Genomic DNA, 20,613 nt, shown 5'->3' on the forward strand with positions numbered 1-20,613 from the left:
GGGGGGGGGGGGGGGGGCGGGGGGGGGGGGGGGGGGGGGGGGGGGGGGGGGGGGGGGGGGGGGGGGGGGCCCGGGGGGGGGCCGCCCCCCCCACGCCGGAGGATCAGCCGTGCCCGCGTCGCACCTCAGCCGAGCTTCGGCTGCACACCGGCCGTGGCCTGGTGGGTGCCGCAGAAGGCCTCCTCCAGGAAGGCGCCCTCCGCGACGAGCTGCGCGGTGATCTGGCTCAGGTCGCCGTTGGTGGTGACGGACATCGCGACCTGTCGGTCGCCGGAGCTCCACAGCTGCGAGCTGTAGCCGGGCACCCCGCCGTCGTGCCCGTAGACCGGCCCGCAGGACAGCTGCAGCCGGGCGAGCCCCAGGCCGTAGTCCAGGCCTGTGGGCCGGCCGTCGACCTCCACCGGGATGGTGGTGTTCATCTCCCGCAACAGCCCGGGCGACAGCAACCGGCCGCCCAGCAGGGCCTTTTCGAAGCGGCTCAGGTCGTCCAGGGTGGAAATCAGCTCGCCCGCCGAGTTCGCCCAGGACACGCTGGCCACCGTGACGTCCCGGATGCTCCGGTCCGCCGGGCCCGGGCCCTCGACCAGCGTCACGTAGCCGTGCGCGTGCGGGCCCCGGAGATCGGTGGCCGTCCCGGGGAAGTACGTCCCGCTCATCCCCAGCGGGCGCAGGATGCGCGCGCCGATCTCCTGCGCGTAGCCGTGCCCGGTCACCCGCTCGATGATCATGCCGAGCAGGGTGTAGTTGACGTTCGAATAGCTGAACCTGGTGCCCGGCGGGAAGTTGGGCGCGTGCGCCACCGAGGTGGCCACCACCTGCTCCGGGGTGATCGTACGGGTCAGGCCGCCCTGGTCCAGCCAGGCCCGGACGGCGTCGACGTCGGTCGAGTCGGGGAACAGCCCGCCCTTCTCGTTGGTCGGGTCCCAGAGGCCGGAGCTGTGGTTGAGCAGCTGCCGGACGGTGATGCGCGTACCGTTCGGGACCACCCCGGGCAGGTACCGCTCGACCGGCTCGTCCAGGCCGACCCGCCCCTCCCCCACCAGCTGGAGCACGGTGGTGGAGGTGAACATCTTGGTGATGCTCCCGGCGCGGAACCGCCCGTCCGTCCGCACCGGGGTACCGGTGGCCAGGTCGGCGACGCCCGAGCCCGCCCGCCAGAGCCCGCCGTCGTCCCTGACCTGGGCGATCGCCGCGACCGCGCCGGCCCCCGTCACCGCCCTCAGCGCCGCCGCCCGCGCCTCGCGCCTGTCCTTGATCGCGCCGGTCGCCCCGCCGGCACCGGTGTCGGCGGCAGCCGCCGAGGCGACCGGCGCGGCCAGTGCCAGACAGACCGCCGTCACCAGCACGCAAACCCTACGACGCGCCATCTCTCCCCCTTCGCCCGTGGCAGGCCCCCGCCCACCCCTGACGACCAAGCCTTCCCGCCGACCTGATGATCCGTCATCCACCGCCGGGAGGAACCGATCGTACGCCCATCAAAGGAGGTCATACGCCTCAGGGAGGAGGCCTGGCCCACCGGGCTCGGCGACGTCGCCAGGTCACTCCGAGTCACGCCGGGTCACGCCGGGCCGCACCGGGTCACGCCGGGCCGTCGTGCCCGGCTGCCACGGCGGTCAGGGAGATCGGCGAGCGCGGTGCGGGCAGGGCGGCCAGCTTCCGGCGCCGCGCGTGGCGCACCAGGTCCTCGGGCGTCAGGTCGGCGACGGCGGCGCGGACGTGCTCCAGCATCGCGGTGGCCGCGGCCAGGACGGCGGCGTCGTCCAGCGGGCGGGTCTCGATGGTCATGGACTTGGCGGAGAGCTTCTGGAGGCTGCGGAACAGGTCGCCCATGTGGATCTCGCGGATGGTCAGTGACAGGTGCACCGACAGGCCCTCGTTGCCGACGGCCTGGTGGGCGAAGCCCCGGGGGATGTAGAGGACTTCGCCGGCGCGCAGGGTGGCCCGCAGCACCTCCGCCGGTGGCTCGCCGTCGACCCGGCCGTGCCGCCAGTTGCCGTCCGCCGGCCCCTCGTGGACCCGCCAGGACTTGCTCCCGTTCAGCTGGAGGACGAGGACGTCGGCGTCGTCGCGGTGCAGGGGCACCCCCTGGGTACCGGGAGGCGTCACGAAGCAGAACGCCTCCACCGCCCGCTGGAGTTCGGCGGAGAGCCGCGCGAGCAGGTCCCGGGTCGGGCCGTGCCACTGGTCGATCCGGCGCATCAGCAGGGTCGCGCCGTCGTCGAGCAGGGCCCGGATCTTCTTCTCGTCGGCGAACCCCCCGTACGAGGACTCGTGGACCGCGCGCGGTGTCAGGTAGTCGTCACGGCCGAGCGGGTCCTCGGCGCGGGTCATCTCCACGTAGGGCTCGGGCAGGAAACCGGTGGCGAGCGCGGCGTCGACGTCGGCCAGGGCGAAGGGGCTGCGCACTCCCCCGTCCGGCCGGAAGACACCCGGCCGGCGGCGCCAGTACGCGGTGGTGAAGGCGGCGGGGTCGCCGACCCACTGAGCCAGTGTCGGAGCGTGCACGGTTCCTCTTCCCTCTTCTTCCGCTGGTCTGTCCGCTGGTTCTGTCCGCTGGTTCTGTCCGCTGGTGGTTTCCTCGGGGGCTTCCGCGCGCGGCCGCGCAGGGCGTCACAGGCGGGGAAGCGTCCCCCGCGCGAGGCGCCGCCTCGTCTCGCCGACCCGCACCTTCCCGCTGGTCGTCACGGGCAGCCCGCCCCGGGGCAGGAGGACGACCTCGGAGACGTACAGGTCGACGGAGACCGCCAGCCGCCGCCGCACCTGGGCGGCCACCTGGATGGCCGGGGGCATGCCGGGGCCGTCCGCCACCTCCGCGACCAGGCACACCCGGCCGCCGGATTCCCCGTCCTCGACACCGAAGGCGGCGCAGCGCCCGGGCCGCAGGCCCGGCACGTCCTCACAGGCCGCGAGGATGTCCGCCGGGTAGAAGTTCCTGCCGTGGTGGACGAGTACGTCATCGGCCCGGCCGACGACGAACAGGTGGCCGTCATGGGTGAACCCCCGGTCCCCGGTCGCGTGCCACCCGGTCGGGCGGTCCGCCGCCGGCCAGTAGCCGCTGAACAGCTGCGGCCCGCGGATGACGACGTCCCCGACGCGCGGGCCGTCGTCCGGCCCGGCGGACGTGTCGCGCACCCGCACCTCGGTGCCGGGCAACGGCGTTCCCGAGGAGAGCAGGACGGTGGCGGGTGCCCCCGGCGCGGCCGGAACCACCTCCCCCGCCCGCAGGGCGTCGGTGCGCACGGCCAGCCGGACCGGCGGGCGGCTCGGGGTGCAGGTGGTGACGGTGAGGGTGGCCTCCGCCATGCCGTAGGAGGGGCACAGGCTCCGTGGGGAGAATCCGGCTGCGGAGAACCGCGCGGTGAACCGCTCGGCCGTGGTGGCCCGCACCACCTCGCCCGCGCTGCGGGCGACCCGCCAGGTGCGCAGGTCGAGGGCGGCCAGCTCGCGGTCGGTGACCTTGCGGGCGCACAGCGCGTAGGCGAAGTCGGGCGCGCTGGACAGCGTCCCGCCGTAGGCGGTGATGGCCGACAGCCAGGCTCCCGGACGGCGGGCGAACGCCTCGGGCGGCATCAGGACGGATGCGTAGCCGCTGTAGAGCGGCCTGAGGACTCCGGTGACGAGCCCCATGTCGTGGTGGAGCGGCACCCAGGTCACGGCCACGTCCTCCGGGCCCTCGCCGTAGACGAGCGCGGCCTGGGCACAGGCGGCGTGCAGCGCCCGGTGGCTGATGACGACTCCCTTGGGGGAGCCGGTCGATCCCGAGGTGTACTGCAGGAAGGCGGGGGCGTCGGGCGCGAAGACGGGAGTGTCGGACCCAGGGGCGTCCGGCGGGTGAGCACCGGTGTCCCGGACCGCCCGGTCCGGCCAGCTGTGCACCCCGCCGGGGACGTCGAGGTCCCCCAGCGCCGTGCAGATCGCGTCGCGCCAGGACGCGGTGGTGAGGACCAGGGCGGGGCGGCAGTCGGCGACGATGCCCCGCAGCCGCCGGCCGAACGCCTCGGTCCGCGTGGTCGCCGGGGTGGGCGCGGGAACCGGCACGATCCCCCGTCCGACGGCCGCCAGCAGCACGGCGGCGAAGGACTCGTCGTTCGGCAACACCAGGACGATCCGGTCGCCAGTCCGGGCCCCGAGGGCGGGCAGCGCCGCGGCGACCGAGGCCACGAGAGCGTGCAGCTGACGGTAGCTCAGGCGGCGTACCGCGTCCCCGTCGAGACAGGTCAGCGCGACCGCGTCGGGCCGGCGCCGCGCATGGCGCACGAGCCAGTCGTGGGCCGTCCCGGGCTGCGGCTCCGCGGTCATCCGCGGCCCTCGGCCTCGGCCCCGGCCCCGGCCCCGGCCCCGGCCCCGGTGAAACCGGCTGCGACACCGGCGAGTTCAGCACGCCGGATCTTGCCGCTGGGGGTGCGGGGCAGCGAGCCGGAGGCCGACAGGACGACCCGGGGTGCGGGCAGGCCGATCCGGCGCGCCGAGGCCTCGATGGCGGGAACCGGGTCGGGGAGCGCGCGGCCGTCGCCGTGCTCCACGAAGCAGACCGGGGCCGGGTCGCCGAGGACGACCGCGTCGGTGACGCCGGGCAGCAGCCGGATCTCGTGTTCGAGTTGGGCGGTGCGCAGCTCCTGCGGGGTCCCGGCCCGGCCGATGACGAACAGGTAGCCGTCGGCGTCGAGGAAGCCGACGTCCCCGGTGGCGTGCACGGGCGCCTCGGACGGGTCCCGGTCGGCGGCGCGCAGCCGGATCCCGATCTCCCCGACCTCCCCCGGCGGCAGCGCCCGGCCGTCGCGGGTGACCTCGATGCGGATCCCGGGCAGCGGACGGCCGACCGAACCGGGCTTGTCCAGCCACTCCGGAGCCGTGATCTCGGTCAGGACGCTCTTCGACGTCCCGTAGTACTCGTGCAGGACCGGCCCGAACAGGTCGATGGCCGCGCGCTTCACCGCCGGCGGGCAGGCCGCACCGCCGTGGAAGACCACCTGGAACCGCCGGTGCGGGGCCTGCCCCGCCGTGACCAGATCGGTCAGCCGGTCCGGGCTGAGCATGACGCTGTCCGCCGCGTACCGGTCGGCCAGCTCGGCGAACCCGCTGGTGGACCAGGTGCGTTGGACGACGACCGCGCTGCCCGCCTGGAGGGCGTACAGGGCGGGGCCCAGCGTGCCGAGGTGGTAGGTGGGATTGGCCATCAGGTGCGGGCCCCGGCTCAGGCCGGCGCCGTAGCGCTCGGCGACGGCCACCCCCTTGTAGGGCCGGTTGGGGCGGGTCCGGACGACCGCCTGCGGGAGGCCGGTGGTGCCGGAGGTCGCGAAGACGAGGTGGCCCGCGGCGGGTGGCGGGGCCGGAGCGGGGACGGCCGGCGCGTGGGCCACCCCGGCGAGCAGGTCGTCGTCGCCGACGACGGGGCAGGGCAGGGTCGGTCCGCCCGCCGTCGGCGCCCCCGTGGTGAGGTGCAGCGCAACGCCCGCGTCCGTCAGCAGGGACGGGCCCTCGGGGAGGGCCAGCAGGTTCGGGGCGATCGGGAAGAGGCCGTGTCCGTGCCGCAGCGCGGCGAGGACCAGCGCGAAGAAGCGGGGCCCGGTGGGGATGTCGGTGGACAGGATCGTGCCGTCCGGAACGCCCCGGGCCCGCAGGGCGCCCGCCAGGGCGTCCGCGCGGCTGGTCAGCTCGGCGAAGGTGTACGTCTCGTCGTCGGCGACGACGGCCGTACGGTCGGGGGCCGTCCGCGCGGTGGCCCACGGGTCCCAGAGGTGGGGGCGCATGGTTCCTCAGTGTTCGGGTGTCGACAGGGCGGGGGCCGCTTCGGCGAGCATGGCGGCGAGGGAGGTGGCCAGGGCGGCGAGGTCGGGGAGGGCGACGACCAGTTCGTTGTCGACCTCGATGCCCAGGCGTTCCTCCAGCTCGGCGGCGAGTTCGACCGCGGCGACGGAGTCGCCGCCGAGGGAGAAGAAGTCGTCGGTCGGTTCGGCCCGCCGGCCGAACACCTCGCTCGCCGCGGCCAGTACGGCGTCGATCGGGGCGGGGGGCATGGCACCTCCTGGGGTGGGTGAGGAGCGGAACGGGCTTGCTCAGTGGGCGGGTTCGCGCTCCTGGCCGGCCGTCCGCGCGGTGGCGGCGGCCGCGGCGAGCACGTCGTCGAGGAGCGTCTGCGCCAGCGGCCGGGCCACCCGCCGCCCGTCGAAGAGCAGGCCGATGAGGAGCCGGTCACGGAACTCGGCGCACCGCAGGTGCAGTGCGTGGGTGTCCGTGAAGGCGATCCGGCGCAGTGCGTGGGCGTCGGCGGTGACCCGCAGCGGGCCGGTGTCCCGGGAACTCGCGTAGTCGCCCTCGAACCTGCGCAGGTTCACGTAGAGGTCCCGGCTGACCGGGGCGCCGTACTGCGCCTCGGTCTCCCGCGTCAGCGCCGAGATCTCCTCGGCGGTCAGCCGCTGGTGCTTCAGCGCGTTCAGCAGTTGGGCGCGGACCTGCGCCCGTACCGCGTCGGGGTCGCCGCCGGCGTCGGCGACGGTCAGCGGGCAGGAGCCGGCGAACATCCCGACCACGTCCCGGTCCCTGGACGGCCGGGAGTCCATGGAGGTCCACAGCCCCACCTCGGTCCGGCCGGTGCGGGAGGCCAGCGCGTGGACGAAGGAGCCGACCGTCCACTGCAGCAGGCTGAGGCGGCGTTCCGCGCAGGCGCGGCGCAGCGCCCTGGTGGTCCCGGCGTCGAGTTCGGCCCGGAGCCGCCCGCTCTCGGCGGCCGTCGCGGCGGCCGTCGCCGTGCCCGCCGCGGTGTCCGGGCGCGCCCACGGGGTGCGGGCCAGGAACCCGAGGCGCCCCCGCCAGTCGGCCAGGGCCCGCTCCCGCCGGGCCTCGGTGGTGCCGGCCCGTTGCCGGGCGGCGGCCTCCACGAACGACGGAGCACTCTCCGGTACGGGGTCACCGCGCCGGGCGGCCTCGTAGTCGCGCCAGACCTCGTGGCCGAACAGGTGGTGCGCCCGCCCGTCGAAGACGAGGTTCTGGAAGGTCGCGAGCAGCGCGTGCCGGCCCTCGTCGTACCGCAGCAGCCGGATGGCGAACGGCCGCTGCTCGCCGTACTGCCACGGGGCGACGCAGTCGCGCGAGAGCAGGGCCGAGGCGTAGCGGGAGAACTGTTCGGGCGAGCCGGCGCCGATCTTCTGGCACTCGACGACCTGTTCCCCCGCGCCGATGGGCCGGGTCCACTGCCGGGGGCTCGGCCCCGGGTCCGGCGGCAGTTGCAGGTGCAGGGCGTCGTGCCGCACCACGAAGGCGCGGACGGCGGTCTGCAGCGCGTCGGTGTCGAGGTCGCCGAGGATCTCGTAGCTCAGCCGGACGTTCTTGTGGGCCCAGGCGCTGGTGCGGGTCTTCGCGTGGAACCAGTCCTGTTCGTAGGTGAGCGGCACGGGGGTGCCGGGCGCCGGCCGGGCGGGGGTCAGGTCAGGCACAGGTACTCCTCCCCGCTCTCCTTGAGGGCGGCGGGCGGGCCCGCCTCGACGATCCGGCCGTCGCGCATGACGATGACCTGGTCGGCGTCGTCCAGCACGGTGAGGCGGTGGGCGATGACGACGACGGTGATCCCGGCGGCCAGCAGGTCGCGCATGATGGCCTCCTCCAGCGCCGGGTCCAGGGCGCTGGTCGCCTCGTCGAGGATGACGAGCTTCGGCTGCTTGGCCAGCGCCCGGGCCAGGACGATCCGCTGCCGCTGGCCGCCCGACATCCCGTGCCCGCCGGGGGCGACCAGGGTGTCGTAGCCCATCGGCATCACCTTGATCTCCCCGTGGATGTGCGCCAGTTGGACGGCGCGCTTCAGGTCGGCCTCGCTGATGTCCTCGCTGCCGAGCAGGATGTTGTCGCGGATCGAGCCGCCGAAGAGGTGGGCGTTCTGGTTGACGTAGCCGATGCGGCGCCGGTACGTCGGCCGGTCGAGTTCGCCGAGGCTCATGCCGTCGACCGTGATCGTGCCGCCGGTGGGGACGTACAGCCCGGCCAGCAGCATGCCCAGGGTGGACTTGCCGGATCCCGAGCGGCCGACGATGGCCACGAACTGCCCCGGCTGGACGTCGAGTTCGACATCGCTGAGGGTGGGCCGGGGGGCGCCGGGGTAGCGGAACGAGACCCCGCTCGCGGCGATCCGGCCCGGCTCGGCGACGCCCGCGCCGACCAGGGCGCCGCGCGGCTCGGGGGCGGCGCGCAGGACGTCGTCGAGCCGGGCGAGGGTGGGCCGGACGGCGGCGAGCTGGGAACCGGCGTCGAACATCCCCTCCAGCGGGATGAACAGGGCGATCGTCAGCGTCATGAAACCCATGGCCTCCCCCAGCGAGTCACGGCCGGTCAGCACCAGCCAGATCCCCACGAGCAGGACGGCGAGGGGGGCGCCGAACTGCACCGTACGGCTGAGGGAGGAGAAGAGGGCGAGGTTGCGGCGGGCGCCCAGGCGCTTGTTGACCTCGTGGACCAGGGTGTGCGACCAGCGTTCCGCGGCCCGGCCCTCCAGGCCGCTGGACTTCAGCGAGGAGATGCTCTCCAGCATCTCCACCAGTTCCTCCTGCGCCTTGGTCTGGCGTTCGAGGACTTCCTGGCTCAGCTCCGTCTGGCGGCGCCAGGTGATCACGAGGAGGCCGGCCTGGACGGCGACCAGGGCGGCGACCAGGGCGGCCATCGGGGGGTTGGTCAGGACGATCGCGATCAGGTACGCGACCACCAGCACGCTGTCGAGCACGGCCGAGACGGCGGTCACGCTCAGCACCTGGATGAGGACGTTGCTGGCACGGGCCCGCATCGCCAGGTCACCGGAGTTGCGCACGGTGAAGAAGTCGTAGGGCAGGTCCGCCATGTGACTGACGATCCCGAGGGTGAGCCGCTTCTCGATCACGGCCTGGCGCTTGGCCACCAGGACCGACCTGGCCAGCTGGAGGAGGAAGAAGAGGACTCCGAGCCCGGCGAGCAACGCCCCGGCGCCCCACAGGGTGGCGGTGGAGCCGTCCGGCACCACCCGCTCGACGAGGATCCCCGCGGTGAGCGGCAGCGCGAGTTCGAAGGCCATCAGTCCGGCGGAGGCCGCCAGGAGGAGGACCAGTTCCCGGCGGCCGGGCAGGAACTGGCGCAACCGGCGCCAGGGGCTGCCGGTCTCCGTGCCGCGGGTGGCCGCGGTCGTCCCGTCCAGGGGCGGTTCGAACTCCAGCGCCACCCCGGTGAAGGACTCCGCGACGGACGCCCTGCTGAGGCGCCGTCGCCCGTACGCGGGGTCGACGACGTCCACGTACTCCTTGCCGGCGCCCTCCAGGACCACGAAGTGGTTGAAGTTCCAGAACAGGATCGCGCCGGGCCGCAGCCGCCGCAGGGCGTCCAGGTCGGCGCGCACGCCCCGGCCCTTCACGCCGTACTCGCGGGCGATCTCCAGCAGGGTGCGGGCCGACGCGCCGTTGCGGCCGGAGTCGGCCCGGGCGCGGACCGCGTCCAGGGACACGTCGATGCCGTGGTGCCGGAGCACCGTCACCAGGGCGGCGGGGCCGCAGTCGCTGACCTGCGTCTGGAAGCAGACGGACAGCCGCCTGGCGGCCGAGCGGCCGGGAAGTCGCTCACGGACGGCCGCCATCCGCTCGGCGAATCCCACGGGCCGGGGCGCGGCGGGAGGGTGGCCGAGGACCGGCCCGAGACCATCGCGCCTGCGGTGGTGTTCGAGCGCCTCGGGCCGGAAGCGCGATTCACCGGTCATCGATCCCGGTCCCTTTCCTTGCACGTCACCGGCGTGCGCCGGGAAGGACTCCCGGCACACGCCGGTACTGGTGTGTCCCGCCGGCGAGACGCGGACGCGGTGTTCGCGCCTCCCCGGCGGGCCCGGCACGGACTCAGGTCCGCCGCGGTGGGCCGGGCGGGATCACCGCCCGGCCGAGCGGTACCGTCGTCAGATGACGCAGCTGGCGCTCACGGAGAACTGGCCGCCCACGATGTCGTCCAGCTCCTCGTCGGACAGCTCGGTGATGTCGATGTCGTCGAAGTTGTTCATGACGTTTCCCTTCTGAAAAGGCTTCCTCGCGACCGCGGACCGGATTCTGTCGCGGATACGGCGATTTCCTCGATTTCCTCGGGAAGAGCCGCCGGAGACCGGTGGCCGGCCGAAGGCCGCAACAGCACCAGGTCGTGTGGTGAGGGGAAGCACGGATTGATTGTGCCTCAATCTCCCGGTCCGGCTGACCGGATGTCCAAACTGTAGAACCCTGGGCGCCGAACGGGCAAGACCCGAAGTGGCAATTTCTCTGAATTCCCCGAATTCGATGGTCCCACCGGAATCGGGCACGCGAAAGCACCGCGCCCGGTGCGCGGCCCGGGGAATTCGGAAATCCACCGACGATCGACGCAATTTAACGTAGCGGTTTGCGCGCGGAGGTTTTGCGTGCGGAGGTTTTTCGCGCGGAGGTTTCCGTGAAGCGGCGCGGCCGGACGGCATTCCCTGCGGTCGTCAGCGCCGGCAGACGGCGAAGTTCGCCGTGAGCACGTACGGCAGGGTCCCGTCGGGCGCGCGCAGCGCCGCCAGGGCGCTCTCGGCCGCGGCGCGGGCGGCCGGCAGGCGATCGGGCGGGACGCTCTCCCAGAACGCCCTCGCGGCGGTGGACCAGGTCCACGTCCACCAGTGGCCGGTGTCCCGGAAGGTCGCCTCCAGGCGCTCCTCGTACAGCTCGACGGAGGCGAAACCCGCCTCGTCGGCGAGCCTGCGGACGAGCTCCGGGGTCAGCGGAGGGCTCTGCCCCGGGACGGCGGTCTCGATCTCCTCGCGCGTGCCCGGGCCGAAGGGCCTGGTCGCCTCCACCACGCGGCCCCAGCCGGGCGCCTCCGGGCCCCACCAGGAGAGCGCCAGCCGTCCGCCGGGACGCAGCACCGACCGGAACCTGCGAAAGGCCCGGTCGGGTCGGCGGAGGAAGGAGACCAGCATGCCCGCCGTGACGACGTCGAAGCCGCCGGCCGGCGCGTGGAGGGCCGCGCGGTGCGGGTCCTCGACATCGGCGACGTACGTGCGCAGCCAGGGCAGTCGGTGCTCGGCGGACTGCTGCCGCACGCGCTCGACCATCGCCGGGGCGAGGTCGATGCCCGTCACGCTGCCCCGGGGGCCGACCGCGCGGGCCGCCGGGAAGAGGCTCGCGCCGGTGCCGCACCCGGCGTCCAGGACGTGTTCGCCCTCGTCGACCCGGGCGTGCGCCACCAGGAGGCGGCCCGCGGTGGGGAGGAGGTCGATGCCCACGCGGTCGTAGGTGGCCGCGGCACGGTCGAAGAGCCCCGCGATGCGGTCGCCGTCGCGGTCGGGCGCTTCGACGGGCTTGCCCCGGGAGGTCACGGGCGGGGCGGGGGTGGGACTGGGCATGAGGGGCGACTCCTTCCCCGCGGACCCGAGGGGCCCGGGGTCGACGTTCAGTCCGGCCGGCGACGGGCACCGGCTCCGGCACAGGTTCCGGCACCGGCTAGTGGATGCGGACGCGAAGCCCGAGGATGCGGTCGGCGCCCAGCGGCGCGGCCCGCTTGAAGGTGGCGGGGTCGTGGCGCACCTGGATGCGTTCCGTCACGAGGACCCGGCACAGGGCGTCCGTCGCGCCGCGCGCCAGGGCGGCGCCGACGCAGTAGTGGGAGCCGGCGCCGAAGGCCAACGGGCGGGCCTCGTGGGCGCCCGGCCGCCAGGCGAGGGGGTCGGGGAAGACCGTGGCGTCGAGGTTCGCGGCCGCGAGGATCAGCATGACCCGCTGCCCGGCGCCGACCTGGTGGCCGGCGATCTCCATGTCCTGGAGGGCGTAGCGCGGGGCGAACCGGAACGGGCAGCTGATCCGGAGCACCTCGTCGGTGAACTCCCCCAGCGCGGAGGCGGATTCCACCTCCGGACCGGCGACGGTCGCCATCTGCTCGCCGCCCCGCATGACCATCTCGGTCAGGATGGCGGCGAGCGGGTCGAGGGTGCCGGTGACGATCTGCGCCGTCACGGCGACCGCGACGTCGTGCCCCAGCCCGGGATCGGCGGCGATGTCCCGCAGGATCACGGCGAGTTCGCCCTCGGCCTGGTCCAGGATGTGCTCGCGCACCTCGGCGCGGGCGCGGTCCAGCGCGGCGTTCGCCTCGCGCGCCAGATCGTCGTCGGTGTACGACCTGGGCTTGGCCAGATAGGCCATCAGGCCGTCCGTCGCCCGGGCGAGGTCCGTCATGTGGTCGGTGCTGGTGCCGAAGAGCCGGGCCAGCATCGACAGGGAGTAGGGGCGGCAGAACTCGCTGATCCAGTCGCACTCCCCGCCCTGGTCCCGGAGTCCGGTCAGCAGGTCCCGGCAGTCGCCTGCCAGCTCCGCGACGAGGGAGGTGACGTTCCTGCGGTCGAGGGCCGGACGGATGCGGGAGCGGATGTCCTGGTGGTAGGCGCCGGAGCTGAACACCGGCCACAGGGCGACGAAGTCCCGCACCGGCCGGTGCAGGGCGATCTGTTCGTCGGTCAGACCGGTGCCGGCGAGGGGGTCGCGCAGGGTGGCGCTGGTCAGCCCCGGGTGCGTCAGGAGTTCCCGGGCCAGGTCGTAGCCGGTCACGAAGAGCGCCCCGCTGCGCGGGTCCTTCATGGCCGGGACGGTCGCCATGGCCCGCAGGGCCTCGCGGGGGTCCGTCTCGGAGTAGTCGCCGTAGAGCAGGTCGGCGAGTTCTGGGCTGGTCATCGAGGTCTCCTTCACGGCGCGCCGGGTGCGTTCGGGCGTACGGCCCGTCCCGTGCGCGCGGATTCGTACAGGGCGAGCGTCAGGGCGAGTGAGCGGCGTGCCTCCTCCCCGCTCACCGCGGGGGGCCGTCCGTGCTCCACGGCGTCGCAGAAGTCCGCCAGTTGGTCGCGGTGCGGGGTGCCGGGCATGCCCGTGGGGTCGCGCTCCCCGTCATGGCGCAGCGGGAGGTCGGCGCTCTGGTCGCCGGCTCCGTACGCGCCGTACGCGTCCCCGGTGTCGCCGTCCGCGCGGGCGTGGAACCAGGCCATCCGGTCGTCGTCGAGGACCGCGGAGCCCCGGTCGCCGTGGACGGTCAGCCGTGCGGTGCGCCCCGGGTACGCCGCCGTCGTCGCCAGGACGGTGGCCAGCGCGCCGTTCGCGAAGCGGATCACCCCCGCCGCGGTGTCCTCCACGTCGAGGCCCCGGTGGGCCAGCAGCGCCGTACGGGCCGTCACCTCGACCGCCTCGCCCATGATCCACTGGAGCAGGTCGAGGGTGTGGATGCCCTGGTTCATGACCGCTCCGCCACCGTCGAGGCGGAGCGTCCCGCGCCACTGCCCGGAGTCGTAGTAGCCCTGCGACCTCCACCACGGCACCTCCGCGTGCCCGGAGGTGAGGGTGCCCAGGGCGCCCTCCCGGACGGAGTCGTGCAGGAACCTGGCGGCGGGGTCGAACCGGTGCTGGAGGACGACCCCCAGGGTGCGCCCGGTGGACCGGGCCGCCCCGATCAGCCGGTCGGCCGCCTCCAGGCTCACGTCGAGGGGCTTCTCCACCAGGACGTGCTTGCCCGCCCGCAGGGCGGCTTCGCCGATCTCGGCGTGCAGGCCGCTGGGCACGCAGACGCACACCGCGTCCAGGTCGGGCCGGTCGAGCAGTTCCCGCGCCGTCGCGTGCCACGCGCAACCGTGCTCGGCCGCCAGGGCGCGGGCGCGGTCCGGGCGGTGGCCCGCGACGGCCACCAGGGTGGCCCGTCCGGGCAGCCGGGCGAGGGTCCGGGCGTGGACCCCGCCGATCACTCCTGCTCCGATGATGCCGAATCTGAGCATCCTGTCCTTCCTACCGATCGTGCTGATGGGGGCGCTCCGACGCTCAGGCGGACAGGTCGGCCGGCTCGGGCGCTTCCTCCGCGAGCGCGCTCCCGGAGAGCGGGCTCCCGGAGAGCAGTGCCGCGGTGAGCTCGTCCCGGTGCGCCTCGGTCCACCGGGCGTCGCGTTCGATGCCGTCGGCGACGCCCGACTCCACCAGCCGGACGAAGCCGGGCTCACCCTCCGCCGCCCGCCGCCGGACCAGGTCCAGCGTGAACCGGATCCGGGCCGCGGCGAGCCCGGCCAGGCCCGCGCGCCGGTCCGGCGGCAGCCCGTACCCCTCGGCCAGCAGCCGGAGGCGGTGCCCGCGGTCCGGCGGTGCCCGCCACCCGAGGGCCTCGCAACCGCGCTCGTCCGTCAGGGGCGCGAACTGCCAGGCGGCCTGGGCCAGATCCCACTCCGGGATCTCCCGGCCCGCGGCCTCCCAGTCGATGAAGGCGACCGGGAGGCCGTCCACGAAGACGGTGTTGCGCGGTGCGATGTCGTTGTGGCACACGACCGTCTCCGCACCCGAGGTGGCCGGCTCGTACGCCCAGCGGGCGGGCTCCGGGGAGAACCCCTCGGCGGCCCGGTGCACCCGGCGCATCAGGCGCCCCACCTCGAACACCGCGCGGTCCGGCAGTTCCGCCACCTCCGGGCCCTGCGGCACGTGGCCCTCGACGTACTCCAGGACTTCACGCCCCTGCGCGTCGAAGCCGAGCGCCCGCGGGGCGGCGCCGAAACCGACGCGCTCGAAGTGGGTCAGCAGCCCCTGGACCGCCGGCGTCCACGGGCCGGGCGGGCGGCGCACCGTGTCTCCGACGCGCACCACGGTCGATATGCCCACATGCTCTTCCCCGTCCCTCACCGCTCCCGCTCCCCTCGTGCCGTCCCGCCCTCGCCCGTGGTGCTCACGAGCGGGCGCCCGCCAGTGCCCGCGCCGCCAAGGCCCGTGCGCCGGTGGGCTCCACGCCCAGGTCGCGCAGCCTGCGCATCTGCTGGTGGATCTGGCGCGCCCCGGTGTCGACGTCGGTGTGCACCCGCGGCGCCAGGGCGATGCGCTCCATGCACTTCTCCACCCGCAGGTTCTCCCGGCGGCTGCGCTCCGGCATCAGCCAGTGGTCGAACTGGTGCTGCCACAGCAGCAGCACCGCGTCGTCGTTCTGCTCGCGGATGCCGTCGAGCGCGTCCAGTTGCAGTCCCCGGGCGTCGTCGCTGTTCATCCCGATGTGCGACCACCAGGTGTGGGTGTCGTCCGGGTCCTCGACCTCGATCTTCAGGCGTTCCCGGTCCTGCCACAGCGGCATCGTCTCGTCGGAGATCGAGAAGAAGTTGAGCATGAAGTGGCCGGAGTACTCCTGCATGAGGAAGTCCCGCGTCTCACCGAAGAGTTCGGGCGTCTCCCCCGGGTAGCCGATCATGAAGAAGATCACGTAGCCGAGTTCGCTCTCGCGCAGCGCGTGGAAGGCCCGACGGTTCTGCTTCGCGGTGACCCGCTTGCTCATCAGCTTGAGGACTTCGTCGCTCATCGCCTCGAAGCCGATGTGCAGCTTGTAGCAGTGTGCCTCCAGCAGCGCGTCCACCAGCGCGGCGGAGTCGACGGTGTTGGCGCGGCTGAAGCCCTCCCAGCGCACCCCCGCCGCCGGCAGGAGCTCCAGCAGCTTGCGCAGCCGGGTGGGCGGGACGGTGAAGGTGGAGTCCATCGCGGAGATCATCTGCGCGTCGTTCTCGGCCGCGTAGGCCATCCAGTCGTCCCGGATCTTCTCCGCGGACTTGTAACGCCACTTGGGAGAGGCCGCCGGGAACGAGCAGAACTTGCAGTCGAAGGGGCAGCCGCGCATCGACTCGTACGGGACGATCGGGACCCGGCCCTTGAGGCGCGGCGAGGGGTGCGCCTCAAGGTCCAGGTACTCCAGCGGGTTCACCCGGACCCGCTCGCCGTCGCGCCACACGGCGCCGGGGACGGCTTCCAGGGAGCGGTTCGCGCCCACCGCCTTCAGCACGGCGGGCAGGGCCTGCTCGCCGTCGCCGCGCACCACCGCGGTCACGCCGGGGAAGTCCGACATCACCTGGAGGAACTTCAGGTTGGTGTACTGGCCGCCGCAGACGACGGGGACGGAGGGCAGCCGCTCGGCGATCCAGTCGATCACCCGGGCGAAGATGGCCTTGCTCCACATGTAGGTGGTCGACAGCAGCACGACGTCGAAGTCCCCGGGCGGCAGGACGGCCTGGCCCGACCACACCCCGGCCAGGTCGACGCGCGCGTAGTCCTGGTCCGCCTCCTGGAGGATCGCCTCCAGCGTGAAGGTGGTCAGGTGGGGCACGGACGTGGTCCGCGGGCGGCACAGGGTCCGCTGCCCGCCGTCGGCGGTGTAGGTGAAGTCGGTGAAGTCCAGGTCCGCGCAGCCCCCGCGCTCCAGCATGGCACGCGTGCGGGCGTCGCGGCCGGTGCCGCTGGTGTCGAACAGCGATCCCCGCAGGTAGTCGAGATTGACGTAGCTCGGTCCAAGACCGCACATCAGCAGCGCGCGCACAGGCTGTCCTTCTCCTCGGCATCGGGAACGGGAACGGCGGGGACCGGGCCGACCGGTCCGACGCCGGTGGGAGTCACGGCGGCCGGCCGGAGCACGGCGGGCCTCACGCGGCCGCCATGGCGTTGCCCAGGTAGTTGGGCAGGGCGGTCAGCCGGTCCCACTGGGCGTCCAGGTCCGTCGGATACGCCTGCCGGTAGCGCCGGGTGACCTCGGCGACCTCGGCCCACGAGGCGGGTGTCCGCCCGTCGTTGTAGTCGGGGGCGAGCCGGTCGTAGAGCGTGGTCCCCGGACGCAGCACGAGCTGGTTGAGTCCGAAGTCCGCGGGCAGCCCGGCCGCCCAGTCCACCAGTTCGCCGCTGGCGCAGGCCGGGTCGTCGGGCAGTCCCAGGAGGACGAAGGCGAAGGGCTTGATGCCGGCGTCCGCCAGCTTGTGGATGGCCTCGGACACCTTCTGCGGCGGCACCCGCTTGCCGACTCCGGTGTCGGCGACCCCAGGGGACTCCGCACCGAGCCACATACCCCGGCAGCCGGCGTCCGCCCAGCGCCGGACGTCGGTGCGCAGCACCACCTCCGCACGGGTCTGGCCGGTCCATTCGAGGCCGGAGCCGGTCAGGCCGCCGCACAGCTCGTCGTAGAAGGTCCGGTGCAGGCCGAAGACGTAGTCCAGGAAGAACACCGACTCGGTGCCGCGCGCCTGGAGCGCGGCGGTCTCGGCCAGCGTCTGCTCGACCGGCCGGTCCCGCATCCGGGCACCGAAGGGCAGGTGGCAGAAGGAGCATCCGTAGCTGCAGCCGCGTACGCCCATCACCAGCCCGCAGGCCGCCCGGCGGGTCCGCCCGTCGACCACGACCTCGGCCGTGTAGGCGAGGGGGTCCGTCAACTCGTAGGCCGGAAGCGGCCATTGGTCGACCGGAAGGTCCGGGTAGGTGCCGGCCGCGGGCAGCACGGGAGTGAGGGCGCGCCGGTGCAGGATGTCGCGCACGGCCTGGACCGCGGCCGAGTCGGCCTCGCCCCGGGCGACGTGGTCCACGCCCAGTTCGCGCCGGCACGCCTGCGGCAGGTGGGTGGCGTGCGGTCCGCAGGCGAGCACGGGCACGCCGGGCCACAGCTCGCGCACCGCGGCCACCGTCTCCTTCACCGGACCGAGGTCCAGGGGGTAGCACTGCGCCCGGTCGGCGACGGCGGTCACCACGACCACCAGGTCGGGGGTGTCCCCGCCGGCGGGCAGCGGGTGGAGCCGGCGGTCCCACAGGCTCACCCCCACCCCGTCCTGCCGCAGGACCGCCGCGGCGTTGAGCACGTCCAACGGCTGCTGGAGGAAGTGGCGTTCGAACTCGTCCTCGGAAACGACGAAACACACCTGGCTCATGCGGACTCCTGTCGGGGCGAGAAGACGGGCTCGACGGCCAGGCCGGACGGACGGCCGGTCCGCTCGGCGCCGACCAGGGCCGGATCGGCGGCCCACGGCCACACGGTGCCGATCAGGGAGGCGATCCGGCGCAGCGTGCGCAGGTCGGGCGGCGGGCAGGTGACGCCCGACAGGGACGCGAGCATCCCGGTCCAGGCGTTCTTGATGAGCGGGTCGACGACTTCGAGCCGGCGGTCTCCGGCCGAGGTCCGCACGGTGATCCGGTGCACGTCGCGGCGGACCTGCTCGTGCGCGGGGCCGCCGAGCGGTTCGAGCTCCGCGGTGAAGTGGGCGGACGCCGTCTCCACCCGTACCAGGCGCTGCCGCTCCCCGATGGCCGTGGGGTAGTCCCGCGTCCAGGCCGGACGCGGGAGCGCGGCCTCGGCCCCCTCGCCCGCGACGGTGGAGAACAGCTCCACCGCCACGCCGCGCACCGTGGTGCGCTCGTGCGCGGCGGCGAGGACGAGATCGGGGTCGTGCGCCACGCGCAGCGAGCCCGGCGCCACGGGGCCGTGCAGATAGGCGTCGTAGCCGGAGGCGGGCAGGAAGTGCCCGAGCGCCGCGAGCATGTGGAGCCACTCGTACCCGAAGACGCCGTGGTCCCGGTCGACGAAGCGGCCCCGGGCGACGTCGGGCCTGCGGTCCTTGGCGAACACGACGCGCAGTGCCCGGATGGGTTCGCCGGGCGCCTCGCGGGCGACCAGGCGCGCCATCGAGGACAGCACGGCGGCTTCCCGGTACTGGTTCATCACGACGACCCTGGCCGCCGGCAGCGTGGCGAGCAGTTCGGTGAACGCGGTGGTCTCCGCGGCGCGGCAGGCGGGCTTCTCCACCACGATGCGGGCCGCGGCGTCCTGGGCCAGCACCGAGGCCACGACGGGCAGGTGGGTGTGCGTCGGTGTGCACACCACCCAGACGTCGACGTCCCGCACGTCGGGGACCTGCCTCATGCTCCGCCACCACGACACCGAGGGGCCGGGGGGCCGTGACGGGTCCGGGTCCAGCACGCTGACCTTCAGTCCCATCCGGGTGAGGACCTCGGCGTGCAGCCGCCCCACGCTGCCGTACCCGACGACACAGGCGTGTCCTCCCCCGGTCACGGGCGGGCCTGCCCCTCCGCCGCCGCGTGCGGGGCGTCCCGGGTGAGGTCGGCGGGCGCCTCGGCGACGTACGTGTCGTAGTAGGTCTCGAACAGGCCCGCCGCCCGGACGGCCTCGTCGACCTCGCGCACGTGCACGCCCGGGGCGAGCTCGTCGGCCCGGCGGCACAGCTCCCGGACCGCGATCAGCGTGCCGGCCCGGTAGGCGTCGTAGCCGGAGTTGGGGATGCCCTCGTACTCGAAGAGGTTGAGCGAGCGGCCGTCCCCCAGGAGGGTGGCCCGGCCGCCGCCGGGAAGGCGGTAGCGGACGCCGACGCCGGTCAGCGTGTGCTCCGGGGCGCCCGCGCCCCCGGTGCTCAGGAGACTGAAGTCCTTGGTGGCGAAACCGGCCAGCAGCACCCCGTCGGGCAGCAGCGGCAGCTCCTCCGGGCGCAGCAGCGGCTCGCCCGTGCTGCCCGTCACCAGGAAGGGCCGGCAGCGCCGCAGCGCGGCGGGGAGCGTCGGCTCGGTCTCGAAGCCCTGCTCGGCGGCCTGGATCAGCGCCAGGGTGTCCTGGTCCACCACGGTGACCCGGCAGCCCAGGGAGCGCAGTCGGCGCGCGAGCCGGGCACCCAGCGTGCCGAACCCGACGGCGACGACGCGGCGCCCGATGAACTTCTGACCGGGCAGCATCTCGCGCAGCCGCCGGAGGCAGGAGTCGGCGATCTCCTCGTACGACAGCAGGCTCTTGAGCTGGGAGCGGGCGACGTTGAAGACCGGTACGGAGGGGAGCGGTCCGGCCCCGATCCGCTTGAGCCCGCTGACCGTCAGCTCGACCACGGCGTCCACCGGCTCGCTCACCAGCCGGGTCGGTCCGGCGGAACGTGCGAGCAGCCCGCCATCGTCGATGACCAGCACCCGGCGTCCGGCGCGGTGGGCGGCGGCGATGAAGCGGTCGACGTCGGCGGCCACCCGTCGCGCGGCCGCGACCTCCTGGCCGGGGGCGGTTCCGTCGATGACGGAGTTGTCCAGCAGGGCGCTGCGGTAGCCCCGGGCGCGGAACCAGGCGTGCACCCGGTGCCGGCCCGCCGTGCGGTCCCCCTTGGCCAGTGAGTAGATCCATTCGCGCGGGATGCCCGCCCGCTCCGCCGCGAGGAGGAAGCCGACGCTGTTCTCGACGTAGTGGTCGCGGAAGACGAGCGCCCAGTCGCCGACCACCGGTCCCTGGTCCGCGAAGTGACGCAGCAGCGGCATCGCGGACCAGACGGCGTCGACCTCCTCACGGGTGAGCCGGTCGGCCCGTTCCCGTACCGCCGTGACGATCTCCCGCACCGGTTCGGGCAGCGCGACGCCCGTGGGTGCGTCGGTCAGCACGGCGGTCCGCCAGAGCGCGGGCTCCGGTACGACGGGATCCAGGGTGCGGTGCCGGGCGGGCGCGGCCGGTTCCAGGTCCAGGTGGACGCGATGGCCGGCGATCCGGATGCCGATGGCGCGGGGCAGGCCGTCCGGGCCGTCGAGCGTGTGCCATGCCGCCGCCGGGAACTGCGGGCCGAGAGCCTCGGAGACGGCATCGCGTACGTCGGCGGGCGAGACCGGTCCCGTCACGGCCTCGATCAGCCGGAGTCCGGTGAACGCGGCGGCGTCATCGCCCCGTCCCGTACCTGGGGCGGCCGCTTCGACATCGGTGGTCACCGCGCCACCCCCCTTCGGGCAGCGGGCGGGAACGCAGGGTCCCACGGTGCCTGCGGCGCCGCGTCGGCCGGACGCGGCCACGCGTGGGCACGCAGTGGCAGAACAGTCACAACGGTCTCCTCGGATCGGGCACGAC

15 protein-coding genes are annotated in these 20,613 nt (G+C 74.1%); all 15 read right to left on the bottom strand.

Going from position 1 to position 20,613, the window contains the following annotated elements; all coding sequences use genetic code 11:
- Window positions 1-125: 125 nt before the first annotated feature.
- The gene (locus tag P3T27_RS25740; protein ID WP_280682491.1) at window positions 126-1,340 is read right to left on the bottom strand and encodes a serine hydrolase domain-containing protein; all 1,215 of its coding nucleotides are present in this window, start codon (window positions 1,338-1,340) and stop codon (window positions 126-128) included.
- 238 nt (window positions 1,341-1,578) lie between these two features.
- The gene (locus tag P3T27_RS25745) at window positions 1,579-2,505 is read right to left on the bottom strand and encodes a cupin domain-containing protein (RefSeq protein WP_280682493.1); all 927 of its coding nucleotides are present in this window, start codon (window positions 2,503-2,505) and stop codon (window positions 1,579-1,581) included.
- A 105-nt stretch (window positions 2,506-2,610) separates the two neighbouring features.
- Window positions 2,611-4,299 (bottom strand): AMP-binding protein, encoded by a 1,689-nt coding sequence (locus P3T27_RS25750; RefSeq protein ID WP_280682494.1) that lies wholly within the window; start codon window positions 4,297-4,299, stop codon window positions 2,611-2,613.
- Window positions 4,296-5,750, bottom strand: a complete 1,455-nt coding sequence (locus P3T27_RS25755; protein ID WP_280682496.1) for a class I adenylate-forming enzyme family protein — start codon at window positions 5,748-5,750, stop codon at window positions 4,296-4,298. Before P3T27_RS25755 ends, P3T27_RS25750 begins: the two co-directional genes overlap by 4 nt.
- A 6-nt stretch (window positions 5,751-5,756) precedes the next feature.
- Window positions 5,757-6,017, bottom strand: coding sequence for an acyl carrier protein (locus P3T27_RS25760; protein ID WP_280682498.1), 261 nt, complete (start codon window positions 6,015-6,017; stop codon window positions 5,757-5,759).
- Between the two features lie 39 nt (window positions 6,018-6,056).
- Window positions 6,057-7,433, bottom strand: coding sequence for a condensation domain-containing protein (locus P3T27_RS25765; RefSeq protein WP_280682500.1), 1,377 nt, complete (start codon window positions 7,431-7,433; stop codon window positions 6,057-6,059).
- Window positions 7,421-9,703 carry a peptidase domain-containing ABC transporter gene (locus tag P3T27_RS25770; protein WP_280682502.1) on the bottom strand — a complete coding sequence of 761 codons (2,283 nt, stop codon included), beginning with the start codon at window positions 9,701-9,703 and terminating at the stop codon, window positions 7,421-7,423. The genes P3T27_RS25765 and P3T27_RS25770 overlap by 13 nt, the downstream gene beginning before the upstream one ends.
- Before the next feature lie 744 nt (window positions 9,704-10,447).
- Window positions 10,448-11,344, bottom strand: coding sequence for a class I SAM-dependent methyltransferase (locus tag P3T27_RS25775; protein ID WP_280682504.1), 897 nt, complete (start codon window positions 11,342-11,344; stop codon window positions 10,448-10,450).
- Window positions 11,345-11,441: 97 nt separating this feature from the next.
- Complete coding sequence (locus P3T27_RS25780; RefSeq protein ID WP_280682506.1) at window positions 11,442-12,662, bottom strand: cytochrome P450; 1,221 nt, start codon at window positions 12,660-12,662, stop codon at window positions 11,442-11,444.
- Window positions 12,663-12,673: 11 nt separating this feature from the next.
- Entirely contained in the window at window positions 12,674-13,747 is a 1,074-nt protein-coding gene (locus P3T27_RS25785) for a Gfo/Idh/MocA family oxidoreductase (RefSeq protein ID WP_280682508.1), read from the bottom strand.
- A gap of 43 nt (window positions 13,748-13,790) precedes the next feature.
- Window positions 13,791-14,612 carry a phosphotransferase gene (locus tag P3T27_RS25790; RefSeq protein WP_280682510.1) on the bottom strand — a complete coding sequence of 274 codons (822 nt, stop codon included), beginning with the start codon at window positions 14,610-14,612 and terminating at the stop codon, window positions 13,791-13,793.
- A 64-nt stretch (window positions 14,613-14,676) separates the two neighbouring features.
- Window positions 14,677-16,299, bottom strand: a complete 1,623-nt coding sequence (locus tag P3T27_RS25795; protein ID WP_280682512.1) for a radical SAM protein — start codon at window positions 16,297-16,299, stop codon at window positions 14,677-14,679.
- Window positions 16,300-16,402: 103 nt separating this feature from the next.
- Complete coding sequence (locus P3T27_RS25800; RefSeq protein WP_280682515.1) at window positions 16,403-17,668, bottom strand: radical SAM protein; 1,266 nt, start codon at window positions 17,666-17,668, stop codon at window positions 16,403-16,405.
- Window positions 17,665-18,807 (bottom strand): Gfo/Idh/MocA family oxidoreductase, encoded by a 1,143-nt coding sequence (locus P3T27_RS25805; RefSeq protein ID WP_280682517.1) that lies wholly within the window; start codon window positions 18,805-18,807, stop codon window positions 17,665-17,667. Before P3T27_RS25805 ends, P3T27_RS25800 begins: the two co-directional genes overlap by 4 nt.
- Window positions 18,804-20,477, bottom strand: a complete 1,674-nt coding sequence (locus P3T27_RS25810) for a hypothetical protein (RefSeq protein WP_280682519.1) — start codon at window positions 20,475-20,477, stop codon at window positions 18,804-18,806. The genes P3T27_RS25805 and P3T27_RS25810 overlap by 4 nt, the downstream gene beginning before the upstream one ends.
- Window positions 20,478-20,613: the final 136 nt, after the last annotated feature.

It is taken from the genome of Kitasatospora sp. MAA19 (assembly GCF_029894125.1).
In the GTDB taxonomy this organism is placed as follows: domain Bacteria; phylum Actinomycetota; class Actinomycetes; order Streptomycetales; family Streptomycetaceae; genus Kitasatospora.

What these genes read in the sequence shown, in the direction of transcription:
- P3T27_RS25780 (WP_280682506.1), bottom strand. Translation starts at nt 12,662, where the DNA reads ATGACCAGCCCAGAACTCGCCGACCTGCTCTACGGCGACTACTCCGAG.
- P3T27_RS25800 (WP_280682515.1), bottom strand. Translation starts at nt 17,668, where the DNA reads ATGAGCCAGGTGTGTTTCGTCGTTTCCGAGGACGAGTTCGAACGCCAC.
- P3T27_RS25770 (WP_280682502.1), bottom strand. Translation starts at nt 9,703, where the DNA reads ATGACCGGTGAATCGCGCTTCCGGCCCGAGGCGCTCGAACACCACCGC.
- P3T27_RS25785 (WP_280682508.1), bottom strand. Translation starts at nt 13,747, where the DNA reads ATGCTCAGATTCGGCATCATCGGAGCAGGAGTGATCGGCGGGGTCCAC.
- P3T27_RS25760 (WP_280682498.1), bottom strand. Translation starts at nt 6,017, where the DNA reads ATGCCCCCCGCCCCGATCGACGCCGTACTGGCCGCGGCGAGCGAGGTG.
- P3T27_RS25755 (WP_280682496.1), bottom strand. Translation starts at nt 5,750, where the DNA reads ATGCGCCCCCACCTCTGGGACCCGTGGGCCACCGCGCGGACGGCCCCC.
- P3T27_RS25750 (WP_280682494.1), bottom strand. Translation starts at nt 4,299, where the DNA reads ATGACCGCGGAGCCGCAGCCCGGGACGGCCCACGACTGGCTCGTGCGC.
- P3T27_RS25775 (WP_280682504.1), bottom strand. Translation starts at nt 11,344, where the DNA reads ATGCCCAGTCCCACCCCCGCCCCGCCCGTGACCTCCCGGGGCAAGCCC.